At 58.7% G+C, this 26,441-nt stretch carries 24 protein-coding genes and 3 pseudogenes; 15 read left to right on the top strand and 12 right to left on the bottom strand.

Annotated elements, in window-relative coordinates:
• Positions 1-129: 129 nt before the first annotated feature.
• The 3 genes from pheP to EDF73_RS09850 all read right to left on the bottom strand — a co-directional run bounded on the left by pheP (position 130) and on the right by EDF73_RS09850 (position 4,993).
• Positions 130-1,506, bottom strand: a complete 1,377-nt coding sequence (gene pheP / locus EDF73_RS09860; RefSeq protein WP_132728696.1) for a phenylalanine transporter — start codon at positions 1,504-1,506, stop codon at positions 130-132.
• Between the two features lie 149 nt (positions 1,507-1,655).
• Complete coding sequence (locus tag EDF73_RS09855; RefSeq protein ID WP_132728694.1) at positions 1,656-3,854, bottom strand: TonB-dependent siderophore receptor; 2,199 nt, start codon at positions 3,852-3,854, stop codon at positions 1,656-1,658.
• Between the two features lie 56 nt (positions 3,855-3,910).
• Positions 3,911-4,993, bottom strand: a complete 1,083-nt coding sequence (locus tag EDF73_RS09850; protein ID WP_132728692.1) for a YncE family protein — start codon at positions 4,991-4,993, stop codon at positions 3,911-3,913.
• A gap of 315 nt (positions 4,994-5,308) precedes the next feature.
• Here EDF73_RS09850 and EDF73_RS09845 point away from each other — a divergent pair.
• A pseudogene (locus EDF73_RS09845) lies at positions 5,309-5,574 on the top strand (MoaF C-terminal domain-containing protein); the annotation flags it as partial.
• Between the two features lie 47 nt (positions 5,575-5,621).
• Here the strand turns inward: EDF73_RS09845 and EDF73_RS09840 are convergent.
• From EDF73_RS09840 to EDF73_RS09815, 6 genes are all read right to left on the bottom strand, one after another.
• Positions 5,622-6,575: an aldo/keto reductase gene (locus EDF73_RS09840; RefSeq protein WP_132728690.1), complete on the bottom strand. Its 954-nt coding sequence runs from the start codon at positions 6,573-6,575 to the stop codon at positions 5,622-5,624.
• Between the two features lie 132 nt (positions 6,576-6,707).
• The gene (locus EDF73_RS09835) at positions 6,708-7,484 is read right to left on the bottom strand and encodes an ABC transporter substrate-binding protein (RefSeq protein ID WP_132728688.1); all 777 of its coding nucleotides are present in this window, start codon (positions 7,482-7,484) and stop codon (positions 6,708-6,710) included.
• Positions 7,485-7,503: 19 nt separating this feature from the next.
• Positions 7,504-8,682, bottom strand: a complete 1,179-nt coding sequence (locus tag EDF73_RS09830) for a M20 aminoacylase family protein (RefSeq protein ID WP_132728686.1) — start codon at positions 8,680-8,682, stop codon at positions 7,504-7,506.
• 380 nt (positions 8,683-9,062) lie between these two features.
• On the bottom strand, positions 9,063-9,338 hold the full coding sequence (locus EDF73_RS09825) for a hypothetical protein (RefSeq protein ID WP_132728684.1): 276 nt from the start codon (positions 9,336-9,338) through the stop codon (positions 9,063-9,065).
• Positions 9,339-9,364: 26 nt separating this feature from the next.
• Positions 9,365-9,847 carry an RcnB family protein gene (locus tag EDF73_RS09820; protein ID WP_132728682.1) on the bottom strand — a complete coding sequence of 161 codons (483 nt, stop codon included), beginning with the start codon at positions 9,845-9,847 and terminating at the stop codon, positions 9,365-9,367.
• A 209-nt stretch (positions 9,848-10,056) separates the two neighbouring features.
• Positions 10,057-10,479, bottom strand: a complete 423-nt coding sequence (locus EDF73_RS09815; protein ID WP_132728680.1) for a hypothetical protein — start codon at positions 10,477-10,479, stop codon at positions 10,057-10,059.
• Between the two features lie 271 nt (positions 10,480-10,750).
• On the opposite strand from EDF73_RS09815, the gene EDF73_RS09805 reads away from it, so the two are divergent.
• The 7 genes and pseudogenes from EDF73_RS09805 (at position 10,751) to EDF73_RS09780 (ending at position 16,269) form a co-directional block, all read left to right on the top strand.
• Positions 10,751-11,869 (top strand): ABC transporter substrate-binding protein, encoded by a 1,119-nt coding sequence (locus tag EDF73_RS09805; RefSeq protein ID WP_132728678.1) that lies wholly within the window; start codon positions 10,751-10,753, stop codon positions 11,867-11,869.
• Between the two features lie 60 nt (positions 11,870-11,929).
• The gene (locus tag EDF73_RS09800) at positions 11,930-12,958 is read left to right on the top strand and encodes an iron ABC transporter permease (protein ID WP_165905692.1); all 1,029 of its coding nucleotides are present in this window, start codon (positions 11,930-11,932) and stop codon (positions 12,956-12,958) included.
• Positions 12,955-13,758 (top strand): ABC transporter ATP-binding protein, encoded by an 804-nt coding sequence (locus EDF73_RS09795; protein WP_132728674.1) that lies wholly within the window; start codon positions 12,955-12,957, stop codon positions 13,756-13,758. Before EDF73_RS09800 ends, EDF73_RS09795 begins: the two co-directional genes overlap by 4 nt.
• Positions 13,759-13,900: 142 nt before the next feature.
• Positions 13,901-14,824, top strand: coding sequence for an aminoimidazole riboside kinase (locus tag EDF73_RS09790; RefSeq protein WP_132728672.1), 924 nt, complete (start codon positions 13,901-13,903; stop codon positions 14,822-14,824).
• Positions 14,825-14,967: 143 nt separating this feature from the next.
• Positions 14,968-15,126 (top strand): annotated as a pseudogene (locus tag EDF73_RS09785) (PTS transporter subunit EIIB); the annotation flags it as partial.
• Positions 15,117-15,234, top strand: a pseudogene (locus EDF73_RS27655) (hypothetical protein); the annotation flags it as partial. The pseudogenes EDF73_RS09785 and EDF73_RS27655, both read left to right, overlap by 10 nt.
• A gap of 30 nt (positions 15,235-15,264) precedes the next feature.
• Positions 15,265-16,269 (top strand): LacI family DNA-binding transcriptional regulator, encoded by a 1,005-nt coding sequence (locus EDF73_RS09780; RefSeq protein WP_132729021.1) that lies wholly within the window; start codon positions 15,265-15,267, stop codon positions 16,267-16,269.
• Positions 16,270-16,283: 14 nt separating this feature from the next.
• Here the strand turns inward: EDF73_RS09780 and EDF73_RS09775 are convergent, their stop codons facing one another.
• Positions 16,284-17,213 carry a LysR substrate-binding domain-containing protein gene (locus tag EDF73_RS09775; protein ID WP_132728671.1) on the bottom strand — a complete coding sequence of 310 codons (930 nt, stop codon included), beginning with the start codon at positions 17,211-17,213 and terminating at the stop codon, positions 16,284-16,286.
• 171 nt (positions 17,214-17,384) lie between these two features.
• Between EDF73_RS09775 and EDF73_RS09770 the strand changes: the two genes are divergently transcribed.
• From EDF73_RS09770 to EDF73_RS09740, 7 genes are read left to right on the top strand one after another with little or no spacing between them, the layout of a single operon-like run.
• On the top strand, positions 17,385-18,335 hold the full coding sequence (locus tag EDF73_RS09770; RefSeq protein WP_132728669.1) for a branched-chain amino acid ABC transporter permease: 951 nt from the start codon (positions 17,385-17,387) through the stop codon (positions 18,333-18,335).
• A 9-nt stretch (positions 18,336-18,344) separates the two neighbouring features.
• On the top strand, positions 18,345-19,451 hold the full coding sequence (locus EDF73_RS09765; protein WP_132728667.1) for an ABC transporter ATP-binding protein: 1,107 nt from the start codon (positions 18,345-18,347) through the stop codon (positions 19,449-19,451).
• Positions 19,448-20,215 (top strand): ABC transporter ATP-binding protein, encoded by a 768-nt coding sequence (locus EDF73_RS09760; RefSeq protein WP_132728666.1) that lies wholly within the window; start codon positions 19,448-19,450, stop codon positions 20,213-20,215. The genes EDF73_RS09765 and EDF73_RS09760 overlap by 4 nt, the downstream gene beginning before the upstream one ends.
• Positions 20,208-20,927, top strand: a complete 720-nt coding sequence (locus tag EDF73_RS09755; RefSeq protein WP_132728664.1) for an ABC transporter ATP-binding protein — start codon at positions 20,208-20,210, stop codon at positions 20,925-20,927. Before EDF73_RS09760 ends, EDF73_RS09755 begins: the two co-directional genes overlap by 8 nt.
• 27 nt (positions 20,928-20,954) lie before the next feature.
• Positions 20,955-22,112: a branched-chain amino acid ABC transporter substrate-binding protein gene (locus EDF73_RS09750; protein ID WP_132728663.1), complete on the top strand. Its 1,158-nt coding sequence runs from the start codon at positions 20,955-20,957 to the stop codon at positions 22,110-22,112.
• A 17-nt stretch (positions 22,113-22,129) separates the two neighbouring features.
• Positions 22,130-22,612, top strand: coding sequence for an L-2-amino-thiazoline-4-carboxylic acid hydrolase (locus EDF73_RS09745; protein ID WP_132728661.1), 483 nt, complete (start codon positions 22,130-22,132; stop codon positions 22,610-22,612).
• Positions 22,609-23,835, top strand: coding sequence for a Zn-dependent hydrolase (locus EDF73_RS09740; RefSeq protein WP_132728660.1), 1,227 nt, complete (start codon positions 22,609-22,611; stop codon positions 23,833-23,835). The genes EDF73_RS09745 and EDF73_RS09740 overlap by 4 nt, the downstream gene beginning before the upstream one ends.
• 66 nt (positions 23,836-23,901) lie before the next feature.
• Here EDF73_RS09740 and EDF73_RS09735 read toward each other — a convergent pair whose 3' ends face one another.
• Together EDF73_RS09735 and EDF73_RS09730 are read right to left on the bottom strand one after the other, a co-directional pair.
• Positions 23,902-24,924, bottom strand: a complete 1,023-nt coding sequence (locus tag EDF73_RS09735; RefSeq protein WP_207896633.1) for an ABC transporter permease — start codon at positions 24,922-24,924, stop codon at positions 23,902-23,904.
• A gap of 19 nt (positions 24,925-24,943) precedes the next feature.
• Positions 24,944-26,428: a sugar ABC transporter ATP-binding protein gene (locus EDF73_RS09730; protein ID WP_132728656.1), complete on the bottom strand. Its 1,485-nt coding sequence runs from the start codon at positions 26,426-26,428 to the stop codon at positions 24,944-24,946.
• Positions 26,429-26,441: the final 13 nt, after the last annotated feature.

Here is a 26,441-nt window from a genome sequence, read left to right as displayed (position 1 = left end):
GATTACAAACCGCTTCGAAATGAAAAGTAATCGATTACAAAAAGAAGTTCCTCCGCGAAATACGCTAAGCGCGAAGAAGATCACAATAAAAGGCAAGATCGCCCCGACGAACGTCAGGGCGACAGGGCGTCACGCCGGGCGGCGCAGCAGCTTAAAGACGATAAACAGGACCAGGATCCATACCGGCAGTAAAATTGCCGACAGACGCATGCCGTCGATGGTGCACATCAGCACCAGAATCAGCGCGAGAAAGGCGATGCAGAGATAGTTACCGCCCGGCGCCAGCAGCGCTTTAAACTTCGACTCCCGCCCTTTACGGCGCTGCGCGGCGCGGAACTTCAGGTGCGCCATGCAGATCATAATCCAGTTCAGTAGCAGCGTCGCTACCACCAGCGCCATCAGCAGGCCCAGCGCTTTTTGCGGCAGCAGATAGTTCAACAGCACCACCAGCGAGGTAATCACCCCGGACAGGATCAGCGAATTCACCGGCACGCCGCGCTTGCTGATGCGGGCGAGAAACTTCGGCGCGTTGCCCTGCACCGACAGACCGAACAGCATCCGGCTATTAGAGTAAACGCCGCTGTTATAGACCGACAGTGAAGCCACCAGAATGACGAAATTCAGCGCGGAAGCCACCACGTTACTGTCCATATTATGGAATATCATCACAAACGGGCTGCTGTCGGATTTGATTTCCACCCACGGGTAGAGCGCCAGCAGCACCACCAGCGAACCGATATAAAACAGCAGAATACGGTACACCACCTGGTTTACCGCTTTCGGAATGCTTTTTTGCGGATTCTGCGCTTCGGCCGCGGTAATGCCAATCAGCTCCAGGCCGCCGAACGAGAACATGATCACCGCCAGCGACATCACCAGGCCATGCCAGCCGGTGGCGAAGAAGCCGCCGTGCCGCCACAGATTATCGAACCCCGCTTTGCTGCCGCCGTGGCCGCCAAACAGCATCCACAGGCCAAAGCCGATCATGCCGATAATCGCCAGCACTTTAATCAACGCAAACCAGAACTCCGCTTCGCCGTACAGACGAACGTTAACGAGGTTAACGGCGTTGATGATCGTGAAGAAGGCCGCCGCCCAGACCCAGGTCGGTGCCTCCGGGAGCCAGTACTGCATATAGATACCGGCGGCGGTCAGCTCCGCCATCCCCACCAGCACGAACATCACCCAGTAGTTCCAGCCGGAGAGAAAGCCGGCAAACGGGCCCCAGTATTTATACGCAAAGTGGGCAAAGGAGCCGGATACCGGCTCTTCCACCACCATTTCGCCAAGCTGGCGCATGATCAGAAAAGCGATGATCCCGGCGACGGCATAGCCGATCAGCACGGCCGGTCCGGCCATCTGAATCGCCGGCCCGATGCCGAGAAACAGCCCGGTACCGATAGCGCCGCCAAGGGCAATGAGCTGAATATGTCGGTTCTGTAAACCGCGATGAAGCGTCGGGCCGCGCTCCGCTGTGGCATCTGACTGCGTTGACGCGTCTTTCACGTCGATCCCCTGTTAGTTTTTATGAAGGGGCACCTTTTAACACTTCTGCTCGCCCGACTTCAAGTTACAGATGCGCCGGGGAGCGACAAGCGGAGAGGGTTAACAGGGGAGAGAAAGGGCGAGCAGCTGCGGCCCGCCCCGCTTTACGCTTAGAAATCGTAGCTCATTGAGACCTTGACGGTACGCGGCTGCCCCTGGAACAGATAGGTGCCGGTATCATCAACACCCTGCCAGTAGTTCTCATTGGTGACGTTATCCACGCCCGCACGAACCACCATCTGGTTTTGGTTCTGATTAAGCGACAGACGGTAGCGCACGCCCAGATCGAGAGTGGTGTAGCTATCGAGTTTTTTGCTGTTCGCCGCATCGGCATACTGCGAACCGGTATGGTTCACCCGCGCCGTCGCCGTCAGCCCCTCAACCGGCTTGATGTCATATTCCGCGCCCAGCACCGCATAGAATTTAGACACCCCGATGGCATCTTTACCGTCGTTGACGCCGCCGGCGGTTTTGGTCTGCTGCGGATCCAGCCACTGCACGCTGCCGTTCAGGCGCAGCCCCAGTACCGGCTCGCCAAAAACGTTCAGCTCGGCGCCGCGGTTACGCTGCTCGCCATCCAGGCCGTAGCGGCCCCTGGCGTCAGAGATCGCGTTGGGCTTAGTAATTTCAAACAGCGCCAGCGACCCGCCGAGAGTGCCGTAATCCATTTTCACCCCCACCTCATTCTGTTTCGAATGGGCGATCCCGGTGCTCTGCCCGGCGTTTGCCGCGGTGTTCGGCGCCACGCTCCCTGGCTGCAGAGCTTCGGTATGGTTGGCATACAGCGACAGCGTGTCCCACGGTTTGTAAACCAGCCCTACCGTCGGCGTCCAGCGGCTCTGGGTATAACGCGAGGAGGTCTCTTCCACCCCGGTGCTGTTACTGTAGTTACGCACCACCACTTTCTGATGACGCGCGGCGGCGGTGAGCAGCACTTTGTCGTTAAAGAAGCCCAGGGTGTCGCTCAACAGCCAGCCCTGAGTACGGCTGCGCGAAGTGGTCAGCGGATCGAAGTAGTTACCGCCAAAGTAGGCGTTGTCCGGCATCGCCACATCGTGATTGTCATAGATGTTAGTAGCCGGGTTGTTGGCCGACATCCGCCAGGCGGTAGCGTCGGTTCTGACCTGCGCGGCATATCCGACGTTGACCTGATGCGAAATGGCGCCGGTGGTGAAATTGCCGCGTACGCCGCCCATCCCGCTAATGGCGTCGATAATGCGGTTAGTATCCAGACGACCGACGGTGGCATCGCCGTTTTCATTAACCAGCTTCGGCGCGCTATAGATGCCGGTTTCATGCGAGTGCTGGCCGCCGAGGGCGCCGTATAACGTCCAGCTGTCGGTCAGGTCATATTCGCCTTTCGCCATGCCGAATTCGCTTTCAATGTCGCTGTAGCCCCACTTCTGGCTATAGTTCTTACGGCTATCCGGCAGCGCAGGCACGACGTCGACGCCGCTGATATTGACCCCCATCGTCCCGCCGTGGAAGGTTTTTTTCTGATAGCCAAAATCGAGCGAGGAGCGGAAACGATCGCCGCGATAGTCCAGCCCCAGGGAGGCCAGCGTGGTTCGGCGCCGGTCATTATCCACCGCGCCTTCGCCTTCGCGGTGCACCAGATTCACCCGGGCGCCAAACTGGTTATCATCGCCAAAACGACGGCCCACGTCGAGACTGCCGCCGACCTGAGAATCGCTGGTGTAGTCCACGCCAACGCGGGTGGTCGGCATCTCTTCCGCCCGTTTAGGTTCGAGGTTGATCATCCCACCGACGCCGCTGCTGGCCACGCCGTTCAGCAGACCATTCGCCCCTTTGAAAACCTCGACGCGTTCCAGCATCTGCGTATCCATCACCTGGCGCGGCACCACGCCGGCCAGGCCGCCCATGGTCATATCATCGCCATCAAGCTTAAAGCCGCGAATGCGGTAGGTTTCCGCAAAGTTGCCGTACCCCTGCACCGTCTGGACGCCGGCGTCGTTGTTGACCACATCGGCGATGGTTTGCGCCTGCTGGTCCTGAATCATCTTCGCGGTATAGCCGATGACGTTAAACGGTACGTCCATCGCCTTTTGTTCGCCAAGCATGCCGAGACGGCCGCCGTGGGCGATTTGCCCGTCAAGGAACGCCGGAACCACCAGATCGCCGCCGGCTTTAAAATCGCTGCCTTCGGTCGCCTGCACGACCATGACCTCTTCGTTTTTCTTGTTGTCGCTGCTGCTGTCCGCCGCTGCCGCGGCGTGGGTGATGGCGCCAATCGTTAACGCCAGCAGCGTTTTACGTAGCGGGAAAGAGGAATAAGAGGTGGTGTACATAATGAGTCCGTGATGACGATAAATGAAACCAAGGGCCCGTTGCCGGGCCAGAATTTTTATTGGGCGCTCAGGTCGATGCGGGCAACGCTGTCCGGACCTTTGGTCGAGTGATCTTTGTTGAACGGCTGTTTGACGGTGACAAACAGCGTCTGACCATCCGCTGAGAGCAGCAGGCTGTTCGGATTAACCGGGATATCCCACTGCTTTTTCTGCGCATAGGTGGTGCCGTTGAGGCTGATAACCTTGCCGGATTCACGCTGAGAGATATAAATTTCATTGCGTTTCGGGTTGAACAGCACCGCCAAAGAGTCACCCACCTCCAGCTGCTTAATCACTTTGCCGCTGTGAATATCCAGCACCAGGGTGGTTTTCGCCTTCGAGTTATCGGTCACAAACAGGCGCCCGGTCTCGCTGTCTTCCGCGATGTTCAGCAGCAGCGCCGGTTTGTCGCCCAGCGGTTTCCAGCGTTGTTCAATCCGGTTGCTGCGCGGATTAATCACCAGGATCTCGCCGCTGCCGTTGGCGGCGTACAGGCGGCCGGTTTGCGCGGAATAGTGCAGCCCGGTCATCCACTTGCCGGTGTTTTTAATCCGCGTTTTCAGCTTCAGGGTGGTGGCATCCACCACCCAGATTTGCGCCGGGTCGGCGACGGCGCCGACGTACAGGGTATTATCCAGCAGCAGGATCTGCCGCGCGCCGTAAGGCAGGCCCTTTTCATTACGCTCGCTAAACAGCAGCCGTTTTTTGACTTTACCGGTTGCGGTGTCGATGGCGCTGATGCCGCCGTCAAGGGAGTTCGTGACAAACAGCGTTTTGCCATCCGGCGTTATCTGTACGGCGAAATTTTTCAGGTCGGTATAGCTCAGACCGAGGGTCTTCAGGGTCTTCGGGTCGAGCTTGTAAACGGCCCCGCCCTGCACATCTTTAAAACCTTCGGCGCTTGCCACGTACAGGGCGTCGCCCTGCGGGCTGAGCGCCATTTCATACAGCCCGTCAGCCAGTTCACGTTTTAACGGTTGTCCGACGGTGGCTGCGCTTTTCTCGACAGCGGCAGGGATAGCAGGAGTGGAGCGGGTGGCTGCGCAGCCGCTTAAGACCGCAGAAATCGCCAGGGCTAATGCCGGGATGGTGTATTTCATTGTAGAAATCCTTAACAAAATCAATAACCCGGTGGTAGCTCCGTGCCGATATTGTTATTTTCCGGCCTTGTAACGCTGAGCCCCACCCTACGCCTTCGCTGTTTCCTTGTGAACGACTCACTGGCGCAGGTTATTCCATACTCAGCCTGCAAACAAAAAGAAGAATGAGAACTATACTCATTATCTTATTGAGCGCAAGCCTAATCGCGCCCGGGATAGGCAAAAGCGATAATCCACTGATTTCCGGACATTAAGTTGCGAAGCGCATCCGCGAATGTGCCGCTGACCACCGCCTCGCAGGAGCAAACGGCTTCTCTCAACGACAACGTCTATGCCTGGCAGTGTCTGGACGGCGTGGAGAAAGGGCTGACGGATGTCGGGTTGCCACAATCTGCAGGTGGCCGACGATCTGACGCTGTTTGTCTGGCGCGAAAAAATCATTCCAACACGGGGGGATCCCGATCGATCTGCAACAGGCGCGCACCGACGGTAAGATCATGGGCTATCAGGGAAGCGATTTTGCCGCGCTGAGCAATTTCCCGCAGGGAGCCAGCGCGCAAATGCTGAATATGACACACCACGTATCATCGGGGAAACGCCGGAGCCTGAAGGCTCCGGCACGAGACGATCAGGCGCTGGCAATCTCCAGGCGGGCGAGCTGAGCGGCATTCAGCGTCAGATGCGCCGCCCGCGCAAAGCTCTCCACCTGGGACACGCTGGTCGCGCTGGCGATCGGCGCCGTGACCCCTTCGCGGCTCATCAGCCAGGCCAGCGCCACTTCTGCCGGTTTGGCATTGTGCTGGCCGGCGACCTCTTCCAGGGTGTCGATAATGCGTATTCCGCGCGGATTAAGATATTTACCGATGCCGCCACCGCGCTGACTCTGCGCCAGATCGGACTGCTGGCGATATTTACCGGTTAAGAAACCGGAAGCCAGGCTGTAATAGGTGACAACGCCAATCTCACGGCTGATGCACAGGTCGCAAAGCGCGCCTTCGAACGCGGAACGGTGATAAAGGTTATATTCCGGCTGTAGCACCTGCCAGGCCGGCAGCCCCTCTTTACGCGCTACTTCCAGCGCGGTGGAAAGCTGCTGCGCATCAAGGTTGGATGCCCCCATCGCACGAATTTTTCCCGCCTGCTGGAGGGCCTGAAAAGCGTCCAGGGTCTCGGCGACCGGCGTTTCCGGGTCCGGCCAGTGGGCAAAGTAAAGATCGATATAATCGGTATTCAGACGGCGCAGCGAATCGTCCACCGCCTGTTGGATCCAGGCTTTTTTCAGCCCTTTTTGCCCGGGAAGCCCTAGATCAGAGCCTACCTTAGTGAAGATTTTTACCTTATCACGCATGGCAGGCCGCGCCTGGAGCCAGCGGCCGATAATGGTTTCAGACTCTCCCCCCTGATTGCCATCCGCCCAGCGGGAGTAAACATCCGCGGTATCAATGGCATCAAAGCCGTGGTCGACAAAAGCATCAAGAATGGCAAAACTGGTTTTTTCATCGCAGGTCCAGCCAAAAACGTTGCCGCCGAAGACCAGCGGGGCGATGGAAAATCCGGTTTTGCCCAATGGACGTGTATTCATGCCGTGCACTCCTTATCGCTTATATTCTGTATCCTTCGATACACCGCGAGGGCTGATAAAGGACAATCACTGGATAGTCAGAAAAGGAATCTTGCGGCGGGCCGGTTGATGCCCGCCGGACGCATTACCACATTATGTCCCGGAATAGACGTCAAAGCTAAAATATTTGCCCGACAGTTTTTTATAGGTTCCGTCGGCAAGAATTTTGGCAATCGCACCGTTAATTTCCTGACGCAGGGCTTCGTCATCTTTGCGCAGACCAATCGCCGCGCCGGCGCCAAACAGTGTATTATCCTGCAAACTTCCGCCGACAAAGGCGAAGTCTTTACCCTGCGGCTGCTGCAGGAAGCTGTAGTCGGCCATCATCCCGGAGAGTACCGCGCCATCGATACGCCCGGACTCCAGATCCCGCACCACGCTGTCGGCGCCCTGGTAGGCCACAATGTTAATCCCCGCCGGACGCCAGTGCTGATTGACGTACGTCTCCTGCGCCGAACCTTGTTCCACGCCGATGGTTTTGCCTTTGAGCTGCTCAGGCGTATTACCGGTCAGCGTATTTTTGCGCGCCACGAGGAACACCGGGCCGTTATACAGCTTATCGCTGAAGGCGATCTGCTCTTTGCGCTTCTCGGTCATGTACATACCGGAGAGAATGGCGTCGAATTTGCGCGCCTTCAGCGCCGGAATAATACCGTCGAAGTTGCTTTCCACCCACACGCATTTCGCCTGCAGCTGCTGGCAGATGGCGTTGCCTAAATCAATATCGAAACCCGCCAGCTTGCCCTGCGGGTCTTTCCATTCAAACGGCGCAAAAGTGGGATCGACGCCAAAACGAATTTCCTTTTGTTCTGCGGCCAGCGCCGATGTTGACGCCATCAGCGCGACCCACAGCAGAAGAGATTTTTTCATTATTTACGAGCTCCAGAGATCAACGGCAGTGTGTTTCAACTAACCGGGCGAAGAACGACGCGCCGGTGGTAATAATGTCATCGTTAAAGTCATAGCCTGGGTTATGCACCATGCAGCTCCCCTTGCCGCCCTTCTCGCCGTTGCCCAGCAGGAAATAGCAGCCCGGACGCGCCTGCAGCATAAAGGCGAAATCCTCGCTGGCGTTCATCGGCGAAATCGCCGGCAGCACCTGCTCGCTGCCAAAAACTTCCAGGGCTAGCGCTTTGGCGAAGGCGGTTTCGTCCGCGCTGTTGGTCAGCACCGGATAGGAGTCATAGACCTCAATCTCGCTGGTTGCGCCGTAGCTTTTGGCGGTGAACCCGGCGATCTCGGTAATGCGTCTAATCAGCAGATCGCGCACTTCGGGCTTCATCGCCCGCACGGTCAGCTCCATCACCGCACTTTCCGGGATCACGTTGGAAGCGATCCCCGCCTGGAAGGTCCCGACGGTCACCACGGCGGTTTCCCCCGGCGGCACGTTGCGGGCCACAATACTTTGCAGCGCCATCACCAACGCGGAACCGGTCAGAATCGGATCGACCGCACGGTCAGGATGAGCGCCGTGGCCGCCATAGCCATGGATGGTGATCTTGACCGTATCGGCCGAAGCCATAAAGTTGCCGGCATAAAAGCCCAGCTTGCCGACCGGCAGCCCCGGCATATTGTGCAGGGCGAATACGCAATCGCACGGGAAGCGTTCAAACAGACCGTCTTTAATCATCAGGTCGGCGCCGCCGATAGCCTCTTCCGCCGGCTGGAAAATCAGATGTACCGTGCCGTTAAACTGGCAGGCCGGCGAGGCGATATATTTCGCCGCCGCCAGCAGAATGGTGGTGTGGCCGTCATGACCGCAGGCATGCATTTTGCCCGGCACGGTGCTGGCCCACGGTAATTCGGTGGTTTCAAAGATCGGCAGCGCATCCATGTCGGCGCGTAGCCCGATGGTCCGCGGCGAGTTGCCTTTGGTTAAGGTCCCCACCACCCCGGTTTTCCCCACATCGCGGGTCACCGTATAGCCCCATTCCGCCAGTTTCCCCGCCACCAGCTCACTGGTATTAAACTCTTCCAGACTTAATTCCGGATGGGCATGCAAATAATGACGGATCGCAATCATTTCTTCTTCAGCTGCTTTAATTTCGGGAATCACAAAATCGGTCATGCCGGTCTCCGGGAAATAGAATCAATATTCTGCATAATTCAGGCATCAGACCACGGGCGGCCAGGTCAGTGAAAAAGCCAGCACACCTGCAGATTAACGTATGGCGAAGATACTCAGACTCCATAACTTATCTGGATAAGCGTTGAATGCAAGCAAGATTTCTGATTTCTGGAACCGGCCTCATCTCATTTACTAATGATTATTCAGAGAGTTACCCGGCATAGCGCCAGATGAAATCCAATGTGTGTCGGCAGGAGAATAAGCCAAAGAGGCCATGCTATTAAGTAAGCCATTAACAGTGAAATAGACTAACCTAAGGGCTATATTAAAATATAAACATTTAAATAAGAGATTATTAACACATGTTTATTCTACAAATATCACACTGAGAACAGCATATTTATGATCGGTGCGGAAACCAACGGCGCGGCGAAATATAATGATACCGGGTTCGCACCGGCCGCCGCCCCGGCAAACGGCGTCGCCAACGAGATCTCTTCGCTGCCGTCGAAAGTAAGGCGTACGAACTTACCGGGAAAGGCCTTACCGTGCAGGCAGTGGTCAACGGTGATAAGTCCTGCCCGGATGACGGGCTGAATAAAAAAGCGCATCACTCCGCAGGGCGTCCCCTCTCCCGTGACGAGAGAGGAGCTCATGGTGGTCAGATGTCGTGGCAGGGGGATCAGCGACTCAGCGCGCCGTTCACCAGAATAGAGGTAATGATGCCGGTGGCTGCCGCAATCAGGACATAGTTGCCGTTAATGTATGACCAGTGCTGACCCTGAGGGGGCCGCGGCAGGCCGCGATCGTTCCAGTCACTGATCCGATAGTCATTGCCGCGGAAATGCTCCGGTGCCGGCTGCCCTTTACGGAAATCGTTGCCGTTCCAGGTAAAGCGATCTTGTTCGTGGCGATCCGGATGGGACTGGCCCTGCGCCCGGCCGTTGCCGTGATTGCCGCGATCCGCGCCACGGTTATCGGCATACCCCTGCGGGCCATTATTACCCGGCCCCTGCTGACGATTACCGTCCTGACCACCGTGGCCAGCGCCCTTCTGCCACTCCTGCTGCTGGCCAGGGTTGCGGTTGTCATTCGGCCCTTCGGCATACGCCAACGAACTCAATACGCAGGACACGATCACAGCCAGAGAAATCATCTTTTTCATTGTACACCTCCTGATATATCTCCTTTTGTACCGCCGCAATGTGGAGAAACAGTGAATATCAGGATAACCAGGACGATTCCTGGCAGGCTGGTGAAGCGTCTCCGACGCGAAAAGGATAACCAGGCGAGAGAGGCAGGAAGCAGAGGGATGAGATCATGAGGAACAAAAAAGGCCGCTTTCGCGACCTTTTTATAACGAACCGGCAGTGATTATTCAGTGACTTTATTTTTTAAGTCTTCAGCACCCTGCCTGGTTTTATCCCAGCCTTTGGCGGCGCCTTCTTTGGTTTTATCCCACCCTTTTTCGGTGGCGGCCTTGGTTTTATTCCAGCCTTTTTCGGTCCCTTCTTTGGTCTTGTCCCAACCCTTCTCGGTCCCTTCTTTGGTCTTATTCCAGGTTTTCTGCGCGCCTTCGCTCACCTGGCTGCCGACGCTGTCGCTTTTACCTTGCGCCGCGTGTTCCGATTTCAGCTTCAGCTCATCGCCTTCGTTCTGAGCCTGGTGCAGTTTTTCCTTCGCGGTATTAGCCCCTTCATGGGCCGCCGCGACGGTGTCATCAGTAGCGTGTGTTGTCGCAGCCAAAACAGGGGCTGCTACCAGAATCGCAGATAACGCAATCATTGCTTTTTTCATAATTTCCTCTCTAACGTGCTTAATGTTATGAGTCGTCACCATCATGGCAGAAGATTCTGGTGATGACTTTAGGGATAGTTCTTAAAACCATCCTTTGCGCTTCCCATCGGCTTTTCAGACTAGTCCACCGCCGCGCCTCTGGCAGCCCGTTAGCCCTAACAAGTTTGTTACATTTTATGAAATTCCGGCCTCATATACCTGCCGTTTATTTTCAGCCGCGAATAATTATCAAAATCATTATATTTATAAATTCGCAAACGGAACTCACCTTATGGCAAGAAAATCAGTAAGCTCATTTATTTTTACAGCCTTGATCGCAGCCCCCTTTTTCAGCTACGCCACGCAGTATCCCCTCACGGTAACCGACCTCGACGGCCGCAGTATTACCCTCCAGCACGAGCCGCAGCGCGTCATTCTGCAGGATGGACGAGACCTGATGACGCTGGCGCTGCTGGACCGCGATAACCCTTTTCAACGGGTCGTGGCCTGGAATAACCTGGCAAAGAAACAGGACGTGGCTACCTGGGAAATGCTAAAGCACAAGTGGCCGCAGTCGGCGACGATTCTTGATATGGGTTTTAGCGACAAAGGCAATGTCGACCTCGAAAGCGTCCTCTCCCGCCAGCCCGATCTGATGATTGCTCAGCTGCGCGCTAAGCCCGCGCTGACGGAAAGCGGCGTTATCAGTAAGCTCGCTGCGCTGAATATTCCGGTGTTATTTGTTGATTATGAAGTGAATCCTGCCAAAGATACCGCCCCAAGTATCGATCTGCTTGGCCGGGTGCTCAACCGCGAGAGCCAGGCCAAAGCCTATACCGATTACTATCGTCAGCACCTGCAGGCAATCCAGCAGAAAACGGCCACCCTGTCGCCGAAAGCCACGGTGTTTGTCGAAGCGTTGGCCGGGAACAGCGACGCCTGCTGCTTTACCCACGGTCACAGCGGCTGGGGTGGTCTGGTGGAAGCGGTAGGCGCCAATAATATTGGCTCACAGGTCCTGCCAGGCGCCTCCGGTTTTGCGGCGCTGGAAAAAATTATCAGTCTGAAACCCGATGCTTACATCATGACCGGCTCGAAACGCGGCAACAGTCAGGTGCTGCCGTTAGGTTACCAGGTCAGCCAGCAGGCGGTTAACGCCCAGGGGCAGAAGCTGCTAGCGCGTACCGGCGTCAGCGAGATCCCGGCGGTGCAAGCGCAGCGTGCCTACGGAGTTTACCACCATTTCTACAATCATCCGTGGAATATCGTCGGCATGGAATATCTGGCGAAAGATATCTATCCGCACTCTTTTAGCACCCTGAACCCGGACGAGACCTATCGCTACATCGTGCGTCACTTCACCACGTTGCCCGATCTGCCGTTCGTCTTCTCCTGGAAACAAGGTGAGTAAACGCCCATGAGTGCGACCACAGAACCCGCCATCGACGCTCTGAAGCTGGAAGCTGATGAGGTGATGCTAAACTATCGCCGGATCCTGCGCCGCCGCATCGCTTTTATGCTGCTGTTACTTCTGCTGATCGGCGCTTCGCTGCTGCTCGACTTCATGATGGGGCCTTCCGGAATGCCGCTGCATACGCTGTGGCAAACCCTGACGGACCCCGACAGCGCGAACGCCGGAACGCGGGCGATCGTCTGGGATATTCGTCTGCCTTACGCCCTGATGGCGGTGGTGGTAGGGCTCGCGCTCGGTCTCGCCGGCGCGGAGATGCAGACCATCCTCAATAACCCGCTCGCCAGCCCCTTTACCCTTGGTGTCTCTTCGGCGGCGGCGTTCGGCGCGGCGCTGGCCATCGTCCTCGGGATTGGCATTCCGGGGATCCCCAGCCAGTGGTTTATCTCCGCCAATGCCTTTATCTTCGCCCTGCTGGCGGCTCTGCTGCTGGATGGAATTACCCGCTGGACCCAGGTGGCCACCTCCGGGGTGATCCTGTTTGGTATCGCGCTGGTCTTTACCTTTAACGCGCTGGTGTCGATGCTGCAGTTTGTGGCTAACGAAGATACCTTACAGGGGCTGGTGTTCTGGACCATGGGCAGTATCGATCGCGCCTCATGGCAAAAGGTGGGAATTTTACTGGCCGTGCTGGCGGTGGTCATGCCGCTCTCGATGATGAGCGCGTGGAAACTGACCGCGTTGCGCCTCGGCGAAGACCGGGCCATCAGCTTCGGCATTAACGTTCGCCGCCTGCGGCTGACCACGCTACTGCGCATCAGCATCCTGTCGGCGCTGGCGGTAGCCTTCGTCGGCCCGATTGGTTTTATCGGCCTCGTCGCCCCGCATATCGCGCGCCTGATTTTTGGCGAAGATCATCGCTTTTATCTGCCCGCCAGCGCCTTCATCGGCGCCCTGGTACTCTCGCTGGCGTCGGTGGCGTCGAAGAACCTGATCCCCGGCGCCATTATTCCGGTGGGTATCGTCACCTCGCTGGTCGGAGTCCCCTTTTTCCTGAGTATTATTTTACGCCACCGGGGGAACGTATGACCCAGTATACCGCTGCGCCGCCGGGGCTGGCGCTCACCCGCTTCAGCGCCGGCTATCCGAAACGTCAGGTTATCCGCGATCTGACGGTCCCTCACCTGCCGTGCGGTCAAATCACCGCCCTTCTCGGCCCTAACGGCAGTGGAAAATCGACCCTGATGCGGGCGATGGCGGGCCTCGGTCCGTCGACGGGGGAATTGTCGCTGGCCGGGGAAAATCTGCTGGCGCTGCCGTTCGCCCGCCGCGCGGAAAAAGTGGTTTATCTGCCGCAAACGCTGCCTGCGGGCGTCCATCTGCACGTACTGGAGTCGATTATCGTCGCCCAGCGCGCCGCCGGGGGTTTTATGCGCCCGGATAAGCAGGCGGAGGTGATGTCCCTGCTGCGCCAGCTGGGTATTGAGCACCTGGCGTTGAGCTACCTTGACCAGCTTTCCGGCGGGCAGAAACAGCTCGTCGGTCTGGCCCAGTCGCTTATCCGCCAGCCGGCGTTGCTGCTACTGGATGAACCCCTCAGCGCCCTGGATTTGAACTATCAGTTTCACGTGATGGATCTGGTGCGCAGGGAGACCCGCAGCCGTAATATCATCACCCTGGTGGTGGTCCACGACATTAATATCGCCCTGCGTCATGCCGATCATGTGTTGATGCTAAAAGAGGGACAGCTGCTGGCCGACGGAGCCCCTTCGCAGGTCATTACCCCGGAGATACTCGCCGCGGTATACGGCGTACGCGGGCGTATCGAACCCTGTTCGCAGGGGATCATGCAGGTGATTATCGACGGTCTGGCCCGGACGGCGGCGTAAGCTTGCCTCCGGCGCCGCGTCAGTAGAGCTATTTTTTTGCCCTGCCTCGCACTTTCTCGATCGCCGCGTTCCGATCGTCAGCAAGCTATGTTTTAATAAGCTAAACCGGTTTAATTTAGTTTAGCATTGAGGTGAAATCAGCATGAATGCAAAAGTATGGGTTCTTGGGGATGCGGTTGTCGATCTGCTGCCGGAAAGCGGAGGACGCCTGCTGCAGTGCCCCGGCGGCGCGCCGGCCAACGTCGCGGTGGGTATCGCCCGCCTGGGTGGCCATAGCGGGTTTATTGGCCGCGTCGGCGACGATCCCTTTGGCCGCTTTATGCAGCAAACGCTCAGCCAGGAGCAGGTGGATATTCGCTATATGCAGCGCGATGCGCAGCATCGGACCTCTACCGTGGTGGTCGATCTCGACGATCAGGGCGAAAGAACCTTTACTTTCATGGTTCGCCCCAGCGCGGACCTGTTTCTGCAGCCGGAGGATCTCCCGGCGTTTGCCCCAGACCAGTGGCTGCACGTCTGCTCTATCGCGCTGAGCGCCGAACCGAGCCGCAGCACCACGTTCACCGCGATGGAACAGATCAAACATGCCGGGGGGCGGGTCAGCTTTGACCCGAATATCCGCCCCGATCTGTGGCAGGATGTGGAACTGCTGCACGCCAGCCTCGATCGAGCCCTCACGCTGGCCGACGTGGTGAAACTTTCCGAGGAAGAGCTGGTGTTCATCAGCGGCAGCCACGATCTTGAGCAGGGGATCGCCACCCTGACCCAGCGCTATCGGCCCGCGCTGCTGCTGGTTACCCAGGGCAAAGCGGGCGTGCTCGCCGCTTTCCAGCAGCAGGTGACGCGTTTTGCGGCCAGGCCGGTGGTCAGCGTTGATACCACCGGTGCCGGCGACGCCTTCGTTGCCGGGCTGCTCGCCAGCCTGGCCGACCGCGGCATGCCGACGGATGCGGCGACGCTGGAACCCGCCATTGCGCTGGCGCAAACCTGCGGAGCGCTGGCGACCACCGCCAAAGGCGCCATGACCGCCCTGCCCTACCAGCGCGATCTTAACCGTCAGTTCTGATTCTCACGGGCCGATATTGCGGCCCGCTTTGTTATCTCCGCCACACTGATTAAACCGGTTTAGCCAACATAACCCACGCCGCCGCGACGGGCGCAATCCGCACCGTCAGCTGCGCAAAAATAATCATGCATTCAGAGGGGATTATGGATTTTCAGCAGATTTCCCGCTCGCGGCTTCCGCTTCTGGGGGGTAAGGACAATATTGCCAGCGCCGCACCCTGCGCCACGCGGCTGCGCCTGGTTCTGGTGAATGGCGCGCTGGCCAGGCAGCAGGCCATCGGCAAAATTGAGGGGGTAAAGGGGTGATGAGCTGCCGCTGCTTCCCGCGCTATCCCGCGCAGATCGTATTCAACGGCGCAGCGCCCGATGACATTCTGCTACTGGCCGCTGCGTCCATGCATGGTAGAATAAGCGTTTTAATTTCAGGCGCATGTTGCCGTGATGAAAACCAAACGCGTTACCATTAAAGATATCGCCGGGCTGGCGGGGGTCTCAAAAGCGACCGCCAGCCTGGTGCTGAACGGTCGCGGCAAAGAGCTCCGTGTCGCCCGGCAAACCCGCGAGCGGGTGCTGGCGATTGCCCGCGAACAACATTACCAGCCCAGCATCCACGCCCGTTCGCTGCGCGATAACCGCAGCCATACCATCGGTCTGGTGGTACCTGAAATCACCAACTACGGTTTTGCCGTCTTCTCTCACGAGCTTGAAATGCTCTGTCGCGAAGCCGGGGTGCAGCTGCTTATCTCCTGTACCGATGAAAACCCGGCCCAGGAAAACGTGGTGGTCAATAATATGATTGCCCGTCAGGTTGACGGTCTGATTGTCGCCTCCTGCCTGCACAACGACGCCGATTATCGCAAACTTAGCGAACAGCTGCCGGTGGTGCTGTTTGACCGCTGCCCCAGCGAAAGCCCCCTGCCGCTGGTGATGACCGACGCCATCAGCCCGACGGCGGATCTGATTTCGCGCATTGCCCCCGGGCACAGCGATGAGTTCTGGTTCCTCGGTGGGCAGCCGCGCCTCTCGCCGTCGCGCGACCGCCTGGCGGGCTTCACCCAGGGGCTGGCAAACGCGGGGGTCGAGCTGCGTCCCGAATGGGTGATTAACGGTAACTATCATCCGAGCTCCGGCTATGAGATGTTCGCCGCGCTGTGCGCGCGTCTCGGTCGCCCGCCGAAAGCGCTGTTTACCGCCGCCTGCGGCCTGCTGGAAGGGGTATTGCGCTATATGAGCCAGCACCATTTACTGGATTCCGACATTCACCTGGCGAGCTTTGACGATCACTATCTCTACGACTCGCTGTCGCTGCGTATCGATACCGTCCAGCAGGACAACCGCCAGCTGGCGTGGCACTGCTATGACCTGCTCAGCCAGCTTATCGACGGGAAAACGCCGGATCCGCTGCAGCGCTACCTGCCGGCGACGCTGCAGATCCGCCACCGTTGACCTGCGCAAGGCGCTTAATTTAGCGCCTCGTTGCGCAGCCAGCTCTGCAGCAGCTTACCGTTGGGCGTCATGTCGCTGTCGTGACGCACGCAGAGGTAGTAATCCCGGCCATCCTCAATCGCCGCGTCGAAGATTTTCACCAGCTCGCCGCTTTTCAGATAGGGGGCGATTAACGGTTCGCGCATCAGGGCGCAGCCGAGGCCGGCCTGCACGCCCGCAAGGGTCAGCAGACCGTCTTCAAACAGCGGCCCGGTTGAGCGCGGCGGGCGTTTTACCCCTTGCTGAACAAACCACTGATTCCACGTGGTGCGCTCCTCATCATGCAGGAGCGGCATCTGCAGTAGCTGTTCCGGGGTATCAATATGGCCATGCAGGCGGAGAAACGCCCGGCTGCATACCGGCACCATCCTGCCGGAAATCAGTTTTTCGCTCTGATACCCCACCCAATGCCCGTCGCCAAAACGGATAGACATATCCGAGGCATCGCTGAGGTAGTTGCGGTGGTTGGCGTAGAGCACATTGATTTCGGTCTGCGGGTTAGCGTGAACAAATGACGGCAGCCGGGGGATGAACCAGCCCATGCCGAACAGCGGGATCAGGCTGATGGTGACCTGCTGGGTCTGGGCCTGATCGACCAGGTGCTCGGTGGCCTGGCGCAGCACATTAAACGCCGCGCGGATCGAGCGGTAGTACTCCCGCCCCTGCTGGCTGAGCGTCAGCCGCCGCCCCGCTCTTTCCGTCAGCGGAATTTGCAGATACTCCTCCAGCACCTTCAGCTGGTGGCTTACCGCTGACGGCGAGATCGCCAGTTCGCGTGCGGCCTGGGTCACGCTGCCCAGGCGAGCGATAGCTTCAAATGCCCGCACCGCACGTAGCGGCGGATCGTTGTTCAGCAGGCTTTGCGGAGCCGCTGCCTGCTCGCTTAATTGTTCTGTTTTTTTCATATGTTGATTTTCTTAGTGCAAAACGCCCGTCATCTCATTATTTAATATTATTAAAAATCATAATGATAGTTAAATTCACAATCATCATAAGAAAGAATATATCCGTATTTTACAATTTAATTCATTTGTAAGAGGGTAGCGGTAATTTGAGCACATTGTCGGGTACTTCAGTTGGACACTCTCATACAACAACTTATCAACGGGGTCATGCTCGGCAGCATCTACGCCCTGATCGCACTCGGCTATACCATGGTGTATGGCATTCTGCGCATTATTAACTTTGCCCACGGCGATATTCTGATGGTGGGCGCATTAACCACCCTTTCCGGGATGAATGCGCTGCATGCCCATTTTCCCGGCCTGCCGCCGCTGGCCCAGCTGGCGCTGGCGCTGATGCTGGCCATGGCGGTGTGCGCGCTGCTGGCGATGGCGGTAGAGCGCTTTGCCTATCGTCGCCTGCGTCATGCCCCGCGTCTCGCCCCGCTGATCTCCGGGATCGGCGTATCGGTGCTGCTGCAGACCGTCGCCATGATTATCTGGAGCCGCAATCCGCTGATGTTTCCGCAAATTCTGCCGATGGATCCGATCGCCATCACTCACGGCAGCGAGGCGCATCCGCCGGCCATTATCACCGTCACCGGTATCGTTACCGTCGCGCTGGCGCTGGCGGTCATGCTCGGTCTGTGGCTGCTGGTGGAATTTACCCGCCTGGGCCGCGGCATGCGGGCGGTGGCTGAAAACCCGCGCATCGCCACGCTGATGGGGGTCAACCCCAACGCCATTATCAGCCTCACCTTTGCCATCGGCGGCATCTTCGCGGCGCTGGCCGGGGTGATGATGGCCAGCAACTACGGCAGCGCCGGTTTCTCGATGGGCTTCCTGCCCGGGATTAAAGCCTTCACCGCCGCGGTGCTCGGCGGGATCGGCAATATTCGCGGCGCGATGGTCGGCGGCCTGCTGCTGGGGATTATCGAATCGCTGGGCGCCGGCTATCTCGGCGATCTGACCCATGGCGTCTTCGGCAGCAACTATCAGGATATCTTCGCCTTTATGGTGCTGATTCTGGTGCTGGTCTTCCGTCCCGCCGGTTTACTTGGCGAGCGCGTGGCGCACCGGGCATAGGAGACAATCATGACCACAGTACAATTAGATGCTCCCGCCGTCTCGCGCCGCTTCTGGTCCGGTATGGCCCTGTTTATCTGCGCATTGCTGATCGCCCCGATAGTGGCCAGCCAGCTCGGCGGCAACTACTGGGTGCGGGTTATCGATTTTGCCCTGCTCTACATCATGCTGGCGCTGGGACTGAATATCGTGGTCGGCTACACCGGCCTGCTGGATATGGGATTTATCGCCTTCTACGCCGTAGGGGCCTATCTCGCCGCTCTGCTCGCCTCCCCACATCTGCTGGAGGCGTTCCCGGGGCTACAGACCTGGTTGCCCGACGGCCTGCATACCTCGTGGCTGCTGATTATTCCGCTTGCCGCGCTGGTCGCCGCGGGCTGCGGCATCCTCCTCGGCGCGCCGACGCTGAAGCTGCGCGGTGACTATCTGGCGATTGTCACGCTCGGCTTCGGTGAAATCATCCGCATCCTGATGCGTAACCTCGACCGCCCGGTCAACATCACCAACGGCGCCAAAGGGATCTCTGGCGTCGATACGCTGAATCTGTTCGGCCTGAAGTTTAGCGGCGTTTATCACTGGTTCGGTTTTAAAGTCCCGGCGCTGTGGCTGTGGTACTACCTGCTGATGCTGGTGATTGTGGCGATTATTTTCGTCTGCCTGCGCCTGCAGCACTCCCGTATCGGCCGCGCCTGGCACGCCATCCGCGAAGATGAAGATGTTGCCCGCGCCATGGGCATCAACGTGCGTAACTACAAACTACTGGCCTTCGCCATTGGCGCCTCGTTCGGCGGCGTTGCCGGGGCGCTGTTCGGCGCCTTCCAGGGGTTCGTCTCCCCGGAATCCTTTACCCTGCAGGAGTCGATTGCGGTACTGGCGATGGTGGTCCTCGGCGGCATGGGGCACATCCCGGGGGTGATCCTCGGCGCCGTATTGCTCACCGCGCTGCCGGAACTGCTCCGCAGTCAGGCCGCGCCGGTACAACAGGCGCTGTTTGGCGAAGTGCTGATTGACCCGGAAATTCTACGGCAGCTGTTCTACGGCCTGGCGCTGGTGCTGGTGATGCTGCTGCGTCCGCAGGGGATCTGGCCGGCACGCCGTCAGGGAGCGAAAGCATGAGCCTGTTAAGCGTACGTAATATGTCGAAACGCTTCGGCGGCCTGACGGCGGTCGATAACGTGTCGCTGAGCATCAATCAAGGCGAAATTTATGGCCTGATTGGCCCCAACGGCGCGGGGAAAACCACCTGCTTTAACCTGATTACCGGGCTTTATCCGGCGGACAGCGGCGAGTTCGCCATCGCCGGTCGGCCCTATTTTCCGCACAATATCGCGAAGGTGACCGCGGCGGGCATCGCCCGCACCTTCCAGAACGTGCGGCTGTTTAATGAGATGTCGGTGCTGGAAAACGTGATGGTCGGCCGTCACGTGCGTACCCGTAACGGACTGTGGGCCGCACTTAGCCGCCACCCGCGCGCGCGCGCCGAAGAGGCGCAGACCCGTGAACTGGCGTGGCACTGGCTGGAATATACCGGCATCGCGCAGTTTGCCCACTACCGCGCCTGCGACCTCGCCTACGGCCACCAGCGGCGGCTGGAAATTGCCCGCGCGCTGGCTACCGACCCGCGTCTGCTGGCGCTGGATGAACCGGCCGCCGGGATGAACGCCGCCGAGAAGATGGCGCTTGGCGAGCTGCTGTTGCGCATTCGCGACGACGGTAAAACCCTGCTGATGATTGAGCATGACGTCAAACTGGTGATGGGCATTTGCGATCGCCTGATGGTTCTTGATTACGGCAAAACGCTGACCAGCGGCACGCCGGATACCGTACGCCGCGATCCGGCGGTGATCGCCGCCTGGCTTGGAGGAAGCGCCCATGTCTGATCTGTTAACCGTCACCGGCCTTGGGGTGCACTACGGCGGCATTCAGGCGGTACGCGATGTCTCGTTCAGCGTTAAAGCGGGCGAACAGGCCACCTTGATTGGCGCCAACGGCGCGGGGAAAAGCTCCACCGTCCGCGCCATTACCGGGCTGGAACCCTTCAGCGGCGAGATTCTTTTCAACGGCAAAGCGGTCCGCAAATGCCGGGCCGAATCCCTGCTGCGCGAGGGCCTGGTGATGGTGCCGGAAGGTCGCGGCATTTTTACCCGCATGAGCGTACTGGAAAACCTGCAAATGGGCGCCTGGCTACGCCGCGATCGCGCGGCGGTCCGCCAGGAGATGGACGAGATCTTCACCCGGTTTCCACGTCTTGCCGAGCGTCAGCATCAGCTGGCCGGGCTGCTTTCCGGCGGCGAACAGCAGCTGCTGGCGCTGAACCGCGCCCTGCTCAGCCGGCCGCGTCTGCTGATCCTCGACGAACCGTCGATGGGGCTGGCGCCGCTGATGGTCGAGAACGTTTTTCGCGTTATCGCCACCCTGCGTCAGCGCGGCGTGGCCCTGCTGCTGATTGAGCAAAACGCGCGCCTGGCGCTTGAGGCCACCGACAGCGCGTGGGTCATGGACAGCGGCAGCATTGTTGAGCGCGGCGCATCGCAGGCGCTGCTGGCCGACGACCGTATCGCACAGATTTATTTGGGCGAAATGCCCGCTTAACACACCAACCAGCATCAGGGAAAAATAATGAAAACAGTAAACATCAGTGCGCTTAGCGCCGCTATTCTGCTCAGTGGTTTTGCCTCATCTGCCGCGTGGTCCGCGGCCAGCGAGACCGTCATTATCGGCCTGGCAGGCCCGCTGACCGGCCCTTCCGCGCGTATCGGCAAGGATCTGGAAAACGGCGCGCGGCTGGCCATTGACGATATCAACAAGCAGCACCCGACGATCGGCGGCAAAGCGGTGACCTTCAAGCTGCAATCCGAAGACGACCAGTCGGACCCACGCACCGCGGTAGCCGTGGCCCAGCGCCTGGTGGATAGCGGCGTCGCCGGCGTGGTCGGCCACTGGAATACCGGTACCAGTATTCCCGCCGCCCGCGTCTATCATGATGCGGGTATTGCCCAGGTGGCGCCGGTGGCCACCGGGCACGCCTATACCAGACAGGGCTTCGATACCAGCTTCCGGGTGATGGGTCACGATGACGACGGCGGCCAGTTCGCCGGACAGTACGCGGTGCAAACCCTCAAGGCGCAACGCATTGCGGTGATTGATGACCGCACCGCCTTCGGCCAGGGCCTGGCCGACGAGTTCATTAAATCGCTGGCCGCCCAGGGGATAAAAATCGTCGACCGTCAGTATGTCGATGACAAAACCGTCGACTTCAGCGCCGTGCTGACGGCTATCCGCAGCAAAAATGCCGATCTCATCTTCTTCGGCGGCGTCGACAGCCAGGCGGCTCCGCTGGCGCGGCGTATCAAACAGCTGGGTATGAACGCTACCCTGATGGGCGCCGGCGGCTTCGTCAGCCAGACCTTCCTGCAGCTGGCGCAAAAAGAGGGCGATGGCGTGGTGGCGCTGGAGCCGGGACTGCCGGTTGAGCAGATGCCGGGCGGTAAGGCCTTCGAGCAGGCCTATCAGGATCGCTATCACACCCATATCGAGCTCCACGCGCCGTTTGCCTACGACGCCACCCGCGTTCTGGTGGCGGCGATGGAAAAAGCTGACTCCGTCGATCCGGCCGACTATCTGCCCGCGCTGCGCGCCATCAGCTATTCCGGCGTCACCGGGCCAATCGCCTTTGATAAAGAAGGTAACCTCAAGTCGCCGACCTTTACCGTTTATAAGGTCGTTGAAGGTAAATGGCAGCCGCAAACCATACTCGGCGGTGCCAAAACGCAGTAACGCAGTGAGGCAATGTGATGAGTGATAATAATGAGCTGGGCATTCTCGCCCGCCGCAAAATTGAAGCAGAAATTATTAAGCCGATTTATGACATCCTGGTGCGCGAGATCGGCAAGGCGCGCGCGCAGGCGGTGATTGGCGAAGCTATCGAGAACGCCGCGATCGAGGCGGGAAAAGCGTTTGCCAGCAAAGAGCCCAACGGCGCGGACATCCGCAGCTTTGTCGCCCTGCAGTACCTGTGGGAAAAAGACAACGCCCTGGAGGTCAAAGTACTGGACGCCGACGACCAGCAGTACAACTACAACGTCAACCGCTGCCGCTACGCCGAGATGTATCACGAAATGGGGCTGGGTGAGATTGGTCATCTGCTCTCGTGCGCCCGCGATGACAAATTTATCGTCGGCTACGCGCCGGACGTCGAGCTGACCCGCACCACCACCATCATGCAGGGCGGGTCGTGCTGCGACTTCCGCTATCGCGTAAAAAAGGACAAACCATGATCACCGTCAATAGCGAACGCCTGTGGTCGACGCTTAACGAGATGGCCCTCCTCGGCGCAACGCCGGCGGGCGGCGTGACCCGACTGGCGCTGAGCGCAGAAGACCGGCAGGCGCGTAATCTGCTGCGCGAGTGGGCGCGGGAAGCCGGTTTTCGCTGCGACGTGGATAGCATGGGTAACATGTTTATCCGCCGGGCGGGTCGCAATCCGGCGCTGGCGCCGGTTTTAACCGGTTCGCACGTCGATTCGCAGCCCCTTGGCGGCCGCTATGACGGGATTTATGGCGTGCTGGCCGGGCTGGAGGCGCTGCGCAGCCTCAACGACCAGGGCGTAGAAACCGAGCGCGATATCGTGCTGGTGAACTGGACCAACGAAGAAGGGGCGCGTTTTGCGCCAGCGATGCTCGCCTCCGGCGTCTGGTCCGGGCAATTCAGCGAAGACTGGGCTCTCGCCCGTGAAGATCGCGACGGCATCAGCGTCGGCGCGGCGCTGGAGGCTATCGGCTACCGCGGCGCACGTCCGGCGCAGGCCTTTCCGCTCCACGCCTGCTACGAAGTCCACATTGAACAGGGGCCGATTCTGGAAGAAGAAGGAGTTGATATCGGGCTGGTGCATGCGGCCATGGGCCAGCGCTGGTTCACTATCACGCTGGAAGGCTTCGCGGCCCACGCCGGGACCACGCCGATGGGCAGCCGTCGCGATGCGCTGACCGCTTTCGCCAGGCTGGCGCTGGCGGTAGAACAGATTGGCATTGCCCATCAACCGGACGGCCGGGCTACCGTTGGCATGGTGCAGGTGACGCCGGGGTCGCGCAACGTGGTGCCGGGGCGTGTCGAATGCAGCGTCGAATTCCGCCATCCGCAAAGCAGCGCCCTCGAGGCGATGGAGCAGGCGTTGCATCGCGCCGCGGCCGAACTGGCCGGGCGCGGCGTCCCGGCCGAAGTTGAGCGGATATTTGACTACGCCCCGATCGCTTTCGACGCGCAGTGTCTGGCGCGCAGCGAACAGGCCGTCCGGGCGCTCGGCTACAGCGCCAGGCGGATGGTTTCCGGCGCCGGGCATGATACCTGCTATATCAGCAAAGTCGCGCCCGCCAGTATGATCTTTATCCCCTGCGAGAAAGGGATTAGTCATAATGAAGCGGAGAATATTCACCCCGACTGGGCCGCAAAAGGGGCGAACGTCCTGCTGCACAGCGTTTTGCAGGCCGCCAGAGAGCCGTAATCCCGCGCGCCTGACAAACAAAATGGCCCGCAGTGGCAACACGACGGGCCATTTCTGGGATATGACTTAGTGTTTTTTACGGTTGCGGCGCATATCGATAGTGACCGCCGCCACAATAATAATGCCCTTAATGATATCCTGGACGTAAGCATCGACGCCGACGAAGGTGAAACCGCTTTTGATCAGGCCCAGAATCATCGCGCCGATCAGCGTACCGGTGATGCGCCCCACCCCGCCCATCAGGCTACTGCCGCCGATAACCGCGGCAGCGATAGCATCCAGCTCATAAGACATCCCCATGCTGGACTGCCCGCTGCTGACGCGCGCCGCCAGCACCACCCCGGCAAGACCAGAAAGGGCGCCGGCGATGGTATAGACGATCACCAGATACTTATTCACGTTGATGCCGGACACTTTGGCCGAGGTCATATTGCCGCCGATGGCGTAGACATATTTCCCGTAGCGGGTATGTTTGAGCGCCACGTGGAACAGGGCGGCGATGACGAAGAAAATGATCACCGGCATCGCCCCCTGACCAATAGAGGTAAAACTATCCGACAGGAAACTGATTGGATTGCCCTGGGTGTAATACTGCGCCAGGCCGCGTGCCGAGACCATCATCCCGAGGGTGGCGATAAACGGCGGGATCCCGGTACGGGTGACCAGAAAACCGTTGGTTAATCCGCAGATCAGCCCTACGCCAATCCCGGCGAAAATCGGGATCACCGCCGGCAGGTTAACCAGCGACGGAAACATCGGCGACAGGCTATCGGAGGTTTGCGCCAGACTGGCCGCCACCACTGCCGCCAGGGCGATCACCGAGCCAGACGAAAGGTCGATCCCGGTGGTGATAATGACCTGGGTGACGCCAACGGCGATAATCCCGATAATGGCGACCTGCAGAACAATCAGCACCAGCCGGTTGGTATTCAGCAGGAAAGACTGGTCGCGGACGTACCAGCCGGCAATTTCAAACGTCAGGGCGATCGCCAGCATAACGATAAATATACCGGTATCTTTCGGTAGCTTATGTCGCAAACTATCCAGGAAAGAAGGTCGCTCATTTGCAGATGCTGCAGTCAATTTCATATTGCTCATTCTCTACGCCTCAATGGGATGCCAACGACAAAATGGTTTCCTGATCGGCCTCGTCTTTATCGAGGATGCCGGTAATACGTCCTTCGTGCATGACCATCACCCGGTCGCTCATGCCAAGAATTTCCGGCAGTTCGGAAGAGACCATAATCACCGCGACGCCGCGGTTCGCCAGTTCGCTAATCAGGTGATAAATTTCCGCTTTCGCTCCCACGTCGATGCCGCGGGTCGGTTCATCGAGAATTAATATTTTCGGCTGGGCTAACAGCCAGCGGGCAATCAACACCTTTTGCTGGTTACCGCCGCTCAGGTTATTAATAATCTGATCCATGGTCGGCGTTTTAATATTCAGGCGCCGGATCTGCTCCATGCAGTCTTCCGCCATCTTCATATGTTTGACGAACCCGCTTTTGCCAATATATTCCGGCATATTGACGATGCTCATGTTCTCCATCACCGACAGCACCAGGAACAGCCCGGACTTTTTGCGATCCTCCGTCAGCAGCGCCATCCCTTTTTCAATCGCTACCGAGGGCGAGTCGATGGTGACCGGTAGGCCATCAATCAGCACTTCACCGCTGTCGAAATGCGCCATGCCAAACAGAGTTTCCATCACTTCGCTGCGCCCGGCCCCGACTAATCCAGCCACGCCGAGAATCTCCCCTCGCCGGACGCTGAAACTGACGTCTTCGAAATGGCCTTTCCGCGACAGATTGCGCACCGTCAGGACTTCCTCCCCGATGGTGTTATTAAATTTAGGGAATAGCTGGGTGAGTTCGCGGCCCACCATCTGGGTAATTAACGACTGACGGGTAAACTCTGTCGTCTGTTTACTCCCCACCCAGGCGCCGTCGCGGAAAACGCTGATTTCATCGGTGATGGTGAAAATCTCATCCATCTTGTGGCTAATGTAGATAATGGCTTTGCCCTGCTCGCGTAAATCGCGAATGATGGTGAACAGGTGCGCCACCTCCCCTTCGGTCAACGCCGAGGTGGGCTCATCCATAATCACAATATCCGCGTTCCACGATACCGCTTTGGCAATTTCTACCATCTGCTGGGCGGCGATGCTCAGATCGCCCACCAGCCGGTCGGCGGAGAGACGGATATTCAGTTTATTGAGCAGCGTCTGGGTCTGACGGGTAAGCTGACGATGATCGACAAAGCCAAACTTCATTGGCTCGCGGCCCAGCCAGATATTCTCCGCGACCGTCATGTGCGGCACCAGATTCAGTTCCTGGTGGATCATCGAGATCCCCGAGCGCAGCGCGTCCATAGTGTCCTGAAACTGTACCGGTTGGCCCTTCACCCGAATGGCACCTTTATCGGGACGATAAATCCCGATCAGGCACTTCATTAGCGTCGATTTGCCGGCGCCATTTTCCCCCATCAGGGCGTGCACCGTTCCCGGGCGCACGCGTAATGAGACGTTATCGAGCGCCTTCACGCCGGGAAAGAACTTGCTGATACCTTCGGCTTCAAGTGCAAAAGCGTTCATAGATCAACCTCCG

Origin of the sequence: Klebsiella sp. BIGb0138 (genome assembly GCF_004342285.1) — a bacterium.
GTDB lineage: Bacteria > Pseudomonadota > Gammaproteobacteria > Enterobacterales > Enterobacteriaceae > Klebsiella.
The sequence above is the reverse complement of the archived record's forward strand: the minus strand, read 5'-3'. Positions and strand labels throughout refer to the sequence as shown.

Excerpts from the sequence above, each read along its gene's own strand:
- EDF73_RS09835 (WP_132728688.1), bottom strand. The coding sequence starts at position 7,484 with ATGAAAAAATCTCTTCTGCTGTGGGTCGCGCTGATGGCGTCAACATCG.
- EDF73_RS09855 (WP_132728694.1), bottom strand. The coding sequence starts at position 3,854 with ATGTACACCACCTCTTATTCCTCTTTCCCGCTACGTAAAACGCTGCTG.
- EDF73_RS09755 (WP_132728664.1), top strand. The coding sequence starts at position 20,208 with ATGTCTGATCTGTTAACCGTCACCGGCCTTGGGGTGCACTACGGCGGC.
- EDF73_RS09850 (WP_132728692.1), bottom strand. The coding sequence starts at position 4,993 with ATGAAATACACCATCCCGGCATTAGCCCTGGCGATTTCTGCGGTCTTA.
- EDF73_RS09775 (WP_132728671.1), bottom strand. The coding sequence starts at position 17,213 with ATGAAAAAAACAGAACAATTAAGCGAGCAGGCAGCGGCTCCGCAAAGC.
- EDF73_RS09840 (WP_132728690.1), bottom strand. The coding sequence starts at position 6,575 with ATGAATACACGTCCATTGGGCAAAACCGGATTTTCCATCGCCCCGCTG.
- EDF73_RS09760 (WP_132728666.1), top strand. The coding sequence starts at position 19,448 with ATGAGCCTGTTAAGCGTACGTAATATGTCGAAACGCTTCGGCGGCCTG.
- EDF73_RS09820 (WP_132728682.1), bottom strand. The coding sequence starts at position 9,847 with ATGAAAAAGATGATTTCTCTGGCTGTGATCGTGTCCTGCGTATTGAGT.
- EDF73_RS09790 (WP_132728672.1), top strand. The coding sequence starts at position 13,901 with ATGAATGCAAAAGTATGGGTTCTTGGGGATGCGGTTGTCGATCTGCTG.
- EDF73_RS09780 (WP_132729021.1), top strand. The coding sequence starts at position 15,265 with ATGAAAACCAAACGCGTTACCATTAAAGATATCGCCGGGCTGGCGGGG.
- EDF73_RS09740 (WP_132728660.1), top strand. The coding sequence starts at position 22,609 with ATGATCACCGTCAATAGCGAACGCCTGTGGTCGACGCTTAACGAGATG.
- EDF73_RS09805 (WP_132728678.1), top strand. The coding sequence starts at position 10,751 with ATGGCAAGAAAATCAGTAAGCTCATTTATTTTTACAGCCTTGATCGCA.
- EDF73_RS09815 (WP_132728680.1), bottom strand. The coding sequence starts at position 10,479 with ATGAAAAAAGCAATGATTGCGTTATCTGCGATTCTGGTAGCAGCCCCT.
- EDF73_RS09825 (WP_132728684.1), bottom strand. The coding sequence starts at position 9,338 with ATGAGCTCCTCTCTCGTCACGGGAGAGGGGACGCCCTGCGGAGTGATG.
- EDF73_RS09730 (WP_132728656.1), bottom strand. The coding sequence starts at position 26,428 with ATGAACGCTTTTGCACTTGAAGCCGAAGGTATCAGCAAGTTCTTTCCC.
- EDF73_RS09830 (WP_132728686.1), bottom strand. The coding sequence starts at position 8,682 with ATGACCGATTTTGTGATTCCCGAAATTAAAGCAGCTGAAGAAGAAATG.
- EDF73_RS09745 (WP_132728661.1), top strand. The coding sequence starts at position 22,130 with ATGAGTGATAATAATGAGCTGGGCATTCTCGCCCGCCGCAAAATTGAA.
- EDF73_RS09735 (WP_207896633.1), bottom strand. The coding sequence starts at position 24,924 with ATGAAATTGACTGCAGCATCTGCAAATGAGCGACCTTCTTTCCTGGAT.
- EDF73_RS09750 (WP_132728663.1), top strand. The coding sequence starts at position 20,955 with ATGAAAACAGTAAACATCAGTGCGCTTAGCGCCGCTATTCTGCTCAGT.
- EDF73_RS09795 (WP_132728674.1), top strand. The coding sequence starts at position 12,955 with ATGACCCAGTATACCGCTGCGCCGCCGGGGCTGGCGCTCACCCGCTTC.
- EDF73_RS09765 (WP_132728667.1), top strand. The coding sequence starts at position 18,345 with ATGACCACAGTACAATTAGATGCTCCCGCCGTCTCGCGCCGCTTCTGG.